At 43.7% G+C, this 10,368-nt stretch carries 12 protein-coding genes; 9 read left to right on the forward strand and 3 right to left on the reverse strand.

All coding sequences use genetic code 11. The features are described 5' to 3' along the window. Positions 1-274: 274 nt before the first annotated feature. Positions 275-406, reverse strand: coding sequence for a hypothetical protein (locus IM496_RS15620; RefSeq protein ID WP_265578142.1), 132 nt, complete (start codon positions 404-406; stop codon positions 275-277). Positions 407-446: 40 nt separating this feature from the next. Between IM496_RS15620 and IM496_RS15625 the strand changes: the two genes are divergently transcribed. The 6 genes from IM496_RS15625 to IM496_RS15650 all read left to right on the forward strand — a co-directional run bounded on the left by IM496_RS15625 (position 447) and on the right by IM496_RS15650 (position 6,658). Further along, positions 447-1,523, forward strand: coding sequence for an AI-2E family transporter (locus tag IM496_RS15625; protein ID WP_194014172.1), 1,077 nt, complete (start codon positions 447-449; stop codon positions 1,521-1,523). Positions 1,524-1,733: 210 nt separating this feature from the next. Continuing rightward, the gene (locus tag IM496_RS15630; RefSeq protein ID WP_194014174.1) at positions 1,734-2,450 is read left to right on the forward strand and encodes a polysaccharide deacetylase family protein; all 717 of its coding nucleotides are present in this window, start codon (positions 1,734-1,736) and stop codon (positions 2,448-2,450) included. A 467-nt stretch (positions 2,451-2,917) separates the two neighbouring features. Beyond that, positions 2,918-4,453, forward strand: coding sequence for a bifunctional phosphoribosylaminoimidazolecarboxamide formyltransferase/IMP cyclohydrolase (purH, locus tag IM496_RS15635; protein ID WP_287662474.1), 1,536 nt, complete (start codon positions 2,918-2,920; stop codon positions 4,451-4,453). 586 nt (positions 4,454-5,039) lie between these two features. Next, complete coding sequence (locus IM496_RS15640) at positions 5,040-5,315, forward strand: BrnT family toxin (RefSeq protein ID WP_002754141.1); 276 nt, start codon at positions 5,040-5,042, stop codon at positions 5,313-5,315. Positions 5,316-5,334: 19 nt separating this feature from the next. After that, on the forward strand, positions 5,335-5,553 hold the full coding sequence (locus IM496_RS15645; RefSeq protein WP_228008497.1) for a BrnA antitoxin family protein: 219 nt from the start codon (positions 5,335-5,337) through the stop codon (positions 5,551-5,553). A 523-nt stretch (positions 5,554-6,076) separates the two neighbouring features. Next, the gene (locus IM496_RS15650; protein WP_287662476.1) at positions 6,077-6,658 is read left to right on the forward strand and encodes a hypothetical protein; all 582 of its coding nucleotides are present in this window, start codon (positions 6,077-6,079) and stop codon (positions 6,656-6,658) included. Between the two features lie 253 nt (positions 6,659-6,911). Here IM496_RS15650 and IM496_RS15655 read toward each other — a convergent pair whose 3' ends face one another. Next, positions 6,912-7,097 (reverse strand): hypothetical protein, encoded by a 186-nt coding sequence (locus IM496_RS15655; protein WP_287662477.1) that lies wholly within the window; start codon positions 7,095-7,097, stop codon positions 6,912-6,914. After that, the gene (locus IM496_RS15660) at positions 7,072-7,356 is read right to left on the reverse strand and encodes a BrnT family toxin (protein ID WP_287662479.1); all 285 of its coding nucleotides are present in this window, start codon (positions 7,354-7,356) and stop codon (positions 7,072-7,074) included. Before IM496_RS15660 ends, IM496_RS15655 begins: the two co-directional genes overlap by 26 nt. A 570-nt stretch (positions 7,357-7,926) precedes the next feature. On the opposite strand from IM496_RS15660, the gene IM496_RS15665 reads away from it, so the two are divergent. From IM496_RS15665 to IM496_RS15675, 3 genes are all read left to right on the forward strand, one after another. After that, complete coding sequence (locus IM496_RS15665; protein WP_287662480.1) at positions 7,927-8,730, forward strand: creatininase family protein; 804 nt, start codon at positions 7,927-7,929, stop codon at positions 8,728-8,730. 253 nt (positions 8,731-8,983) lie between these two features. Further along, the gene (locus IM496_RS15670; protein WP_287662481.1) at positions 8,984-9,652 is read left to right on the forward strand and encodes a HEAT repeat domain-containing protein; all 669 of its coding nucleotides are present in this window, start codon (positions 8,984-8,986) and stop codon (positions 9,650-9,652) included. A gap of 61 nt (positions 9,653-9,713) precedes the next feature. Further along, positions 9,714-10,226: a phycobiliprotein lyase gene (locus IM496_RS15675; protein WP_194017568.1), complete on the forward strand. Its 513-nt coding sequence runs from the start codon at positions 9,714-9,716 to the stop codon at positions 10,224-10,226. The last annotated feature ends 142 nt before the right edge of the window (positions 10,227-10,368 follow it).

Raw genomic sequence — 10,368 nt, forward strand, 5'->3', positions numbered from 1 at the left:
TGAGGTAGTCAGTTACCTAATTTTCAGGGAAAAAGTACCTGAATTTTACCCCCGATCCCTCCAATGGTCGGCACTTTTTGAGGTCAAAAAAGTCTAAAAGCCTTATCCAACAAGGTTTTTAGATTTATTCAGCAAGCCCTACTTATATCGGTATTCAGCCGTTTATAGTTCTCATTTCCCTTACAGTAGTGATAGTTGGACTCGATCGCAAAGATGTTTTCGTTCTTGAAAATAATACTGTCCAACCGTGTAAAGCCCTAGATTGTAGAGGTTTTTACTCAGTCGGCAGTTCTCCCAAGGCGTTAAATTCCCTCGCTTCAAGTCCGGGTATCTGGTTCGTTTGAGTCAGGTACATGGCTTCTCGCTGAAAATGCCTAGTTTTAGCGAGATGTATTTTAAATGTCAAGCCGTCCTAGAAGGACGGGGTTTCAAACCCAAAATTTCCGATGAAAAACGACGCTAAAATTATCGATCTCGTCATCCGGCTGTTTTTTCTCGGCCTGTTGTTATTTGCCGGTTTTACCTTACTGCGTCCCTTCCTAACCATGATCCTCTGGGGAGCAATTCTAGCGATCGCTTGGTATCCGCTCTTTCTCTGGTTAAAAAAGTTACTCGCAGGCCGGGCGAAACTAGCCGCAGTTCTCCTCACCCTAATTTGTCTAGGGATTATTATCGGTCCGGTGAGTGGCATTGCAGCGGTTCTGGCCGGTAATCTGCGAACGCTGGCCGAGTATATCGATACTGGTGCGGCGGTGATTCCCCCTCCCCCCGACGATGTGGCCACCTGGCCGCTAATTGGCGAAAGGATTGCCAGTCTCTGGCAGCAGGCATCAAATAACACGGGTCAATTTCTTCAACGCTTCGAGCCACAATTAAAAGAAATGGGGAAAATCTCGCTTTCCCTGGCTACCAGTACCGGTCTGACGGTGCTGAAATTTATCGCCTCGATTCTGATTGCGGCGGCCCTCACCCTCTCCGCTAAAAATCTGACTCACCTGATGAACCGGTTAGCGGAAAAGATCGCCCCAGGTCGAGGAATCGCGCTGGCCAGTCTTACCGCCTCCACCGTCCGCAATGTGAGCCGCGGTATTATTGGCGTTGCCATTATCCAGAGTCTTTTGATTGGCATCGGTTTAGTAACGGTGGGAACGCCTGCGGCCGGTTTATTAACTCTCCTCACCCTAATTTTGGGCATTCTGCAAATTGGCCCAGGTTTGATTGTCTTGGGGGCGCTCATTCACGCTTGGGTAACACTGCCCAATTCCATCGCCCTATTGTTTACCATCTGGATGATTCCCGCCACCTTGGTGGATAATTTCCTCAAACCGATCTTAATGGGGCGCGGCCTGCCCATTCCCATGGTGGTGATTCTGCTAGGGGTGTTCGGGGGAGTGATCGCCTACGGGATTATTGGTTTATTCGTCGGGCCGGTTCTGCTCGGTCTTTGCTACGAGTTAGTCAGGGCTTGGATTGGCGAGGATAGCTCCGAACCAGTGGCAAATAGCCATGATCAGCCAATCTAAGGGCAGATATGTCTAATTTTTGCCTTGAAAAGGCTCACCGGTTTGGTAGTTGTCATCCGTGGCCACTACCTTATTTTTACCCGGAGTCGCTAGACTCAGTTTTGGGGCTTATGCAGAAACTCAACAAAATGCAGAAATATCTCCTAAAGAAATCATCTTTGGCCTGTAATCGCTAATCTTTGCTTCTCCTCTCATCCCTTAACCCCCCAAATGAGCATTGCCAAATTAATTATCTCGATCGTCGCTCGACTTTTGACCGGGGCAATTTTCTATCAACCGACAGGAGAGAAAATTATCGCCCTTACTATCGATGATCTACCCACCCCCAACGATCCAGAAGGAAAATCCACCGATCGCATTTTAGCAGCGATCGCCGCTCATAATCGAGAAAAAGCCAGCCCGGCAACTGCCGTCAAGGCGACTTTTTTTCTGATCACGGGACACCTACAACCGAACTCCACCTTGATTGAGAGCCTCATCGCCCAAGGTCACGAAATCGCTAATCACGGCACCCAAGATCTGCGTACCAGTCAACTGGCTGCCGACGCTTTTGCTAGTCAGTTTCGGGAAGCTAACGATATTTTAACTCGTCTTGCCGGTCTTGCACCGCGCTGGTATCGTCCCGGTCAAGCCTTCTATAATCAATCTATGCGCTCGTTTTTGGGGAAATTCCCCGGCTACGAGTCCCGATTTGCCCTCGCTTCCATGATCCCTTTAGATACCGGAAAAGCAACGAATCACCCTCAATTTACCACTTGGTATATCTCGCAATTTATTTTCCCCGGGGCGATTTTAGTGCTTCACGGTGGGTCTCCCGAAAGAGATGAAAACACGGCGATCGTGCTGAAGAATTTATTAGCGAAATTACACGATCGAGGTTATCAGGTGGTGACTCTCAGTCAATTAGTTGATCACAAACGTTATTAGGTAGTCGTGCAAAATTAATTTCTTGCTTAGGATAGGCAAAAGGCAAGAGGCAAGAGGCAAGAGGTAGTTAGATATGTGGAATTAATTTTGCTTAGGTACTTAGGGGACATTTTAAGAATAAGAAAAGATGATGGTAATCTGACAAGATTTATAGTGCCGATAGTTGGGCTTAAGTGGGGAACAAGAGTCGCTCGATTTAGCAGTGGAATTAGCCCTACAATCGGCGTAAGGCTAATTCATGAATTAGCCCTACAATCGGCGTTGTCAAATTGAAAGATGCTCCGAATCAGCACCGGAGCATTGCCTCTTTCCTCTTCTGATCTGACAACGACATTTTTTTCTTGGCATAAGTTGATATTTGAGAGACGAAAATATAGAAGCAGCTGATTATTTATTAACCTACTTTTTTTAATTTTTAACGGGTTAGGACTGAGATATACTGAAATTGTTGCTTATAGATCACTACTATGGGACGTTTAGCGCTGATCAGCGTGACTGACAAAACTGGAATAGTTGACTTTACCCGTCAGCTAACAGAAGAATTTGATTTTGAAATTATTAGCAGTGGAGGAACCGCCAAAACACTGCAATCGGCGGGAATTCCCGTGATTAAAGTGGGAGAATACACAGGATCTCCTGAAATCTTGGGCGGAAGGGTGAAAACTCTTCATCCTCGCATCCATGGCGGTATTTTGGCTAGACGGGATTGGCAGTCAGATTTAGCGGAAATGGAGGCTAATCAAATTCGTCCTTTTGATTTGGTGGTGGTTAATCTCTATCCCTTTGAACAGACGATCGCTAATCCTGATGTTACCACCGCTCAGGCGATCGAACAAATCGATATTGGCGGTCCGGCGATGTTACGCGCCTCGGCTAAAAATTTCGCCCATTTGACTGTCATCAGTAACCCGAAGTATTACGAGCGGTATTTAAGCCAATTACGGCAAAATAACGGCGAAATCTCCCTGGAATTCCGCCAAAAAATGGCGGGAGAAACCTTCGCCTTAACCAATGCCTACGATGGTGCAATCGCATCCTATTTCGCCAGCTTAAACGGGGAAACGACGCGCTTTAATTTGGCGGGAAATGCCCTGCAAACCCTGCGTTACGGCGAAAATCCCCACCAAAGTGCCACTTGGTATGGTAGCGGTACAATGGCTCACGGTTGGGGAAAAGCGACCTTATTACAGGGAAAAGAACTAAGTTATAACAATTTAGTCGATTTAGAAGCAGCCCGCCGTTTAATCGTCGAATTCGGCAGGGAAGAACCAGCCGCCGCTATCTTGAAACACACTAATCCCTGTGGGGTGGCGATCGGTGATAGTTTAGTGGAAGCTTATACTAAAGCTTTTAACGCCGATGCTATCTCAGCTTTTGGGGGTATTGTTGCCCTAAATCAAGCCATAGATGAAGCAACCGCTAAAGAATTAACGAAAACCTTCCTAGAATGCGTGGTTGCTCCCGATTGTAGCCCCGAAGCCCGGGATATCCTCGCTAAAAAGTCAAAAGTGCGGATTTTATTGCTGCCGGATTTAAGCACGGGAGAAAAACAAACAGTAAAAGTTATCGCCGGCGGTTTTCTAGTACAAGCGGCCGATGATCTGGTAGAAACCCCAGATGATTGGCGCGTGGTGACAGAAAAACAACCCACTGCCGCACAATTAGCGGAATTACTGTTTGCTTGGAAAGTATCTAAGCACGTTAAATCTAACGCTATTGTGGTGACAAAAAATCAAACTACTTTAGGCGTTGGTGCGGGGCAAATGAATCGCGTTGGTTCGACGAAAATTGCCCTTGAACAAGCAGGGGAAGCGGCCAAAGGTGGCTATTTGGCTAGTGATGGCTTTTTCCCCTTTGATGATTCTGTTCGCACGGCGGCCCAGTTTGGCATCGAGGCAATTGTTCAACCAGGAGGTTCTTTAAAAGATCAGGATTCGATTAATGCCGCTAATGAGTTAGGTTTAATTATGGTCTTAACAGGCATTCGTCATTTCTTGCATTAATACAAAGTTAGGGTGTGTTATTGCTTAAATTAACGCACCCCAAATTTGTATTAATTATTGGTTAATTTACCCTATTCAATGGTCTTAAATTTGCCAAAAGTGCGAGGATAGCTTACTTTTGGGTAACAAAGAAAATAGCACTATGTCTGGCTATTTATTTAGGTCATTTCCTCAAATGCTTTGGACAAAAATTGACCAGACTTGGCGATCAATGTTTCCGCTCCAACCATTAAAAGTGTCAAAATAATAGTGAAGTTTTGTGACAAAGTGCAGTCAGATATAAAAATCTTTGCTAGAACTCTAGAAAGCTTCTGTGATCAGTATCCTTAAAGTAGATTGTTTGCAGTAAGCTCATCTGGTTAACAGGCTTTTGGGTGTGATGTAGGGAAAGTTGACCCATATCGTTACTCTGGAGAGTGTTATATAGAAAGTTGACCTGTAATATGTAGTTATGCGGCAAGTCCTCGGTTAGGACAGTAGCTTGAAGTTGCTTGCGGGGCATTCATTGACGATAAAAATTGCTTGGCATGGATAGCTGTAACGACAATTTATAACTACAATTGGTTATTGTAGCTGTCGTTCGGTTATGGAATATGAATGGGATGAAGCAAAACGTCTTGCTAATCTTCGTAAGCACGGAATAGATTTTACCGATGTTCCAGCCGTGCTTGATGGGGATATTGTAACGGTTGAGGACGATCGTTACGGTTATGGAGAGCAGCGTTTTGTCACATTCGGTTTGTTGCAAGGGCGAGTGATTGCCGTTGTCCATACGGAACGTGAGGATTGCACCCGTATTATTTCTGCAAGAAAAGCGACGAAATATGAACAACGAACCTACTTCGAGCAACTCTCAAACTGATTGGCAACGATTGGATGCGATGAGCGATGAAGATATTGATTTATCAGATTGTCCAGAGATTACGCCAGAAATGTTTGCTAAGGCGGTAGTGCGGCGGGGTTTACCTGCTACAAAAGCCAAGACTCAAGTTACACTCCCCATTGATAGCGATGTATTAGAGTGGTTTAAGTCTCAAGGGCGTGGCTATCAAACACAGATCAATCAATTGCTACGAGCGTATATGGAGGCACATCAATAACAGGCAGATTCATGTTTTTGTATTTGAAAACAAGGATTGCAGCGGCATAATACTAAATCTGGTTATTAAAGACTGATTATTTATTCCCCTTTTTGCCTTTTGCATGAGTAGAAAACGGGTTTCTCGGAGAAACCCGTTTTCTGTGCGTTACTCAACGGATTTAGTATAACAAGGGATTTACCATACTTTATTACACTGAAAACCGCTATAACAAATCACCGCACCCGAAATAATAGTGAAATTTTGTGACAAAGTGCAGCCAAATACAAAGAGCTTTGCTAGAACCCTAGAAGGCTTCTGTGATCAGTCTCCTTAAAAGGAGATTGTTTGCAGTAAGCTAATCTGGCTAACACGCTTTTGGGCGTGATATAGGGAAAAGTTCTGGCGATTGCGCCTAAATGGAGTGATATACAGAAAGTTGACCCATATCGTTACTCTGAAGAGTGTTATGTAGAGAATTTCCGTATAATTAACAGTTATGCGGCAACCATTGAATAACAGTACCTACATAGAGTTAAAAGCCATGACTAGAATTCGAATTGAGCTGGTTGATGTATATTGCCGTGACACTGAGGATGTTACTGGTGCGGATGATTTTTATATCTTGGGTGGTGTCGGTTCTTACTCAAAATTAGGAGCGACAGGCAATGATCTGAAAATTCGCCCAGTCTTGACTGTTCCTATTAAAATTAACGACAACCAGCGCAAACCATTTGGTAAAGGGGGCGGTATTATATTTGATGATGACGTACCTGAAAACAACACTTTGTACATTGCCTTGGCTGGATATGATGAAGACGCGGGCAAAGACTGGTCAAAGCATGGTGAAATGGTGACGAAAGTAGGAAGTACCATATCTGCAGGCTTAAAAGCGGTTCCCTATCCCCCTGCCCAAATTACGGGAACAATTCTTCCGTTTGCGATTGCGGGTGTAGGACTCGCAATGATGCTGGATAAAGATGATGAATTGGGACAACTCAAGCGTGATTTGCCAGTTTCAGCAATTCCCAGTGGGAGCCACGCCCAGTTTTGGACTCTCCAAAAAAAAGGAGGATGGTATTCGAGTTGGGATTACACCGTTACCTATCGAATTCACAAGGGATAATATAGCCGTAGGGTGCGTTCCCTAATCTGGATCCTACTGCTCCACCAATAGATTTTTGGGAACGCACCATGCACATTTATTGAAGCTGTGAGTTTAAGTGCGATGCCGATCTTGTAGGGTGCGAAAACGCGCGTGTAACGCACCTTTTTCAAGTTAGCTATAATGTCGGTTAGACAATACTCTTATGAAGCGTTTAACCATCAGATATACATTCATGAGCATATTGTTCCACCAGTAATTCGATTATTTTTTCCTAAGGAATTTGCTTTCGAGCTGCTTGAGATTTAAAGAAGGTTACACTTTCTTCTGTTGATTCTAATGTTACTTGAGTAGTTTTGGTTTTACCTTTAGGAACTAACTGGTCTGGAGGCGGTAAAAAATCTTTAACGACTTGTCCCAGTTCCATTGGTTCATCAGTATAAGTTATTTTGCTGTTCATATAGTTTACGTCCTTTTCGCCAATAACCAGCTCCAAAAATTCTAACTTTTCCTTCCAGGTAAGTAAAGCGTACTGTGATAATTCCTTCATCGACTTGCCCCATACAGTAAAATCGATTTTCTTCTTGACTGTGAGCCAGATCTTGTACGATAACTCTTTTGGGGTCAAAAAATGCGTATTGGGCTAATTCAAAGGAAACATCTTGTTTCTGTTGGTTTAAACGATTTTTATCTTCATCCCATTCAAAGCTTTCATCCATAGCCGGAGTTGATAAGCCTAACCACTATGATTTTAACATAGGCTTTAAAGAACATGAGTTGAATCAAATTGATAGGCTGGTGATAGAACATCAAACAACATTACTCGATACATGGCATGACTACTTTGACACTTGAGACAGAACCAACCTTAAATCAATTGCGATCGCCGTTCTTGTAGGGTGCATTCCCTAATCTGACTTCTACTGCTCCACCGATCGATTTTTGGGAACGCACCATGCAGATTGATTGAAGCTGTGAGTTCAAGTGCGATGCCAAAGTCACTGCGTAGCAGATCGCTAATTTTAATAAGCTACATTAACAACAATACTTAAAGAAAAGGCTTAAAGATGCTCAGTAACAAGGGTAAAAAAACAAGTCGCCCCTGGTGTTTTTGCCCGACGATATTGCAGATTATAATTAATGAAAGAGGTTTTGTTGCTATAGGAATTCGTTTTGGTCAGCCATGACCGATAAAGACGATTGGCAACCTTGCCAAGAATTAGTGATAAAATTACAATGTAAACGTTTATTTTTCCCCTAACCCTAATCCCTCACCCCCTAATAAAATTATGATGCACGGTTTTATTCCCCCTCATCGTTATTTTCCCTATCTTACTTGGACGGATATAGATTCAATGCCAGATAAGGAAAATGTGGTAATTATTCAACCCATCGGTGCGATCGAACAACACGGACCCCATCTCCCTATTGCCGTCGATGCTGCCATTAGTTTAGGGGTTTTAGGCAAAGCTTTCGAGAAATTAAATACAAATGTTCCCGCCTTTGCTTTACCCTGTCTCTACTACGGAAAATCTAACGAACATTGGTCTTTCCCCGGCACGATTACCCTCTCGGCAACAACCTTATTAGCCCTCATTCAAGAAATAGCTGAAAGTCTCTATCGTTCAGGTTTTCGCAAATTAGTATTAATGAACTCCCACGGTGGACAACCGCAAGTTATGGAAATTGCCGCTAGGGATATTCATCAACAATATACCGATTTTTTAGTGTTTCCTTTTTTCACTTGGCGAGTTCCCCACAATGCGGCTGAATTATTCTCGGAATATGAATTAGAATACGGTATTCATGCAGGAGATGTGGAAACTAGCATTATGTTATCATTACTACCAGAACAGGTCAAAATTGAGCGGGCTGTCCGAGAATATCCCCAAGGTTTGCCAGAAAATAGTTTATTAACTATGGAAGGAAAATTACCCTTTGCTTGGTTAACTAAGGAATTAACTAAAAGTGGAGTGATGGGAGATGCTACTAATGCAAGTAAAGAAAAAGGCGATCGATTATTAGAATCTGTTGCTAATGGTTGGGTACAAGCGATCACTGATGTTTATCAATTCCATCAACCGAAGTTATAGCAAATTGAACATTCCGACACCAACAATTAATTTTTCTCAAGCAATATCCCGAACCTGTTGATAGCAGTTATCTTAATGATCGGGTACAAAATTTTCGTTTTCGGGAGTCGGTCTTCCATACCAAATTAGGTTACACTTCATATTTATGAGAAACACTGTAACACACAGAAATTAGCTGTTTCAGTCCACTGGAGCTACTGGTTTAGAAACAATTGCGTTAGAATTAAAGAAATATTACAAGTGATTGACAAAAATGAGTAAGCCTGATATAGAAAGCATTGCCCTCCAGTTAGAAAGCAGCAACTCTAAAGATCGTCTGCTGGCCTTGGCCTCCCTGCGAGAAGTGACCCCGGAGGAAGCTGTACCCTTGATCAAAAAAGTCCTTTATGATCAAATGCTGCCGGTGCGATCGATGGCTGTCTTTGCTTTGGGAGTCAAACAAACCGAGGAATGCTTTCCTATCCTAGTGGATTTGTTAGCCAATGATGCCGATTATGGCATTCGCGCCGATGCTGCGGGGGCCTTAGGTTATTTAGAAGATATTCGCGCTTTTGAACCCCTACAACGGGCTTTTTACGAAGACACGCAATGGTTAGTCCGTTTCAGTGCTGCCGTTGCCTTGGGCAATTTGGGCGATATTCGGGCTAAACAGGTGTTATTATCGGCCCTCGATAGTAACGAAGCGGTTATTCAACAGGCCGCTATTGCCGCCCTTGGCGAAATCAAAGCAGTGGAAACCGTCGAGAAGCTTTTAACTTTTGTTAACTCCGATGACTGGTTAATCCGGCAGCGATTAGCGGAAGCTTTAGGCCAGCTTCTGGCGGAAAAAACGATCGCAGCCTTAAAATTTTTGGTCAAGGACGAACATCCACAAGTGCGCGAAGCAGCTCGTTTATCCTTGCAAAAATTGGCCAACGTCTAGGGATAGGATAGAATAAATAATCTATTCTTCCAGAGCGATCAATCTTTGCCTACAGCCATTCATGGACATTCAAGAATTTATTAATCTCTGTGCGGGTAAATGGTTTTCTCAGCGCACCAGTTATCAATTAGCTGCCCAAAAAGTTGCCAATAATAAAGCAGAAATCACCATCGATTTGCTGGCTGCCGATGCTGCCGATGTGATGCAATTATGTTTAGGAAATAACTGTCAGTCCCACACCAGTCTAGGGGGATGGAAAACGACTTGGGATAATTCCGTGGACTATGGACAACCGAAAAAAATCGGTTCTAGCTATTTAGTTTGGCTACCCTCAGAAAATTCTTGGCAAGGAAAATTAATCACATCGGACGGTAAATCGGCAGCGCTGGGAGAATATCATCTCCGAAGCGATCAAGCTTTAACTTTAACCATCGAGGATAATCACCATCGTATCGAGGAAAGAATCTGGTTTGCTAGTCCTAATCTGAGATTGCGTACCAGTATTATCCAGTCAGCCAATGGCGATCGCCAAACGGTTTTCTACTCGGAAATTCGCAAAATGGTTGCTTCTTAAGTAGGGTCTGCTGAAAAAGTTTGTTGGTGGGGTTAGGGTGTGGGGTGTGGGGTGTGGGGTGTAGGGTTTTACCGATTTTCATCTGGTCAATTACCTAATTTTCAGGGAAAAAGTGCCTAAATTTCCCCCCCCGATCACCCCA

The sequence above is a fragment of the Microcystis sp. M049S2 genome, assembly GCF_020245625.1.
Classification (GTDB): domain Bacteria; phylum Cyanobacteriota; class Cyanobacteriia; order Cyanobacteriales; family Microcystaceae; genus Microcystis; species Microcystis ichthyoblabe_A.

What these genes read in the sequence shown, in the direction of transcription:
- IM496_RS15665 (WP_287662480.1), top strand. Translation starts at nt 7,927, where the DNA reads ATGATGCACGGTTTTATTCCCCCTCATCGTTATTTTCCCTATCTTACT.
- IM496_RS15630 (WP_194014174.1), top strand. Translation starts at nt 1,734, where the DNA reads ATGAGCATTGCCAAATTAATTATCTCGATCGTCGCTCGACTTTTGACC.
- IM496_RS15650 (WP_287662476.1), top strand. Translation starts at nt 6,077, where the DNA reads ATGACTAGAATTCGAATTGAGCTGGTTGATGTATATTGCCGTGACACT.
- IM496_RS15660 (WP_287662479.1), bottom strand. Translation starts at nt 7,356, where the DNA reads ATGGATGAAAGCTTTGAATGGGATGAAGATAAAAATCGTTTAAACCAA.
- IM496_RS15645 (WP_228008497.1), top strand. Translation starts at nt 5,335, where the DNA reads ATGAGCGATGAAGATATTGATTTATCAGATTGTCCAGAGATTACGCCA.
- IM496_RS15625 (WP_194014172.1), top strand. Translation starts at nt 447, where the DNA reads ATGAAAAACGACGCTAAAATTATCGATCTCGTCATCCGGCTGTTTTTT.
- IM496_RS15640 (WP_002754141.1), top strand. Translation starts at nt 5,040, where the DNA reads ATGGAATATGAATGGGATGAAGCAAAACGTCTTGCTAATCTTCGTAAG.
- IM496_RS15670 (WP_287662481.1), top strand. Translation starts at nt 8,984, where the DNA reads ATGAGTAAGCCTGATATAGAAAGCATTGCCCTCCAGTTAGAAAGCAGC.
- purH (WP_287662474.1), top strand. Translation starts at nt 2,918, where the DNA reads ATGGGACGTTTAGCGCTGATCAGCGTGACTGACAAAACTGGAATAGTT.
- IM496_RS15655 (WP_287662477.1), bottom strand. Translation starts at nt 7,097, where the DNA reads ATGAACAGCAAAATAACTTATACTGATGAACCAATGGAACTGGGACAA.
- IM496_RS15675 (WP_194017568.1), top strand. Translation starts at nt 9,714, where the DNA reads ATGGACATTCAAGAATTTATTAATCTCTGTGCGGGTAAATGGTTTTCT.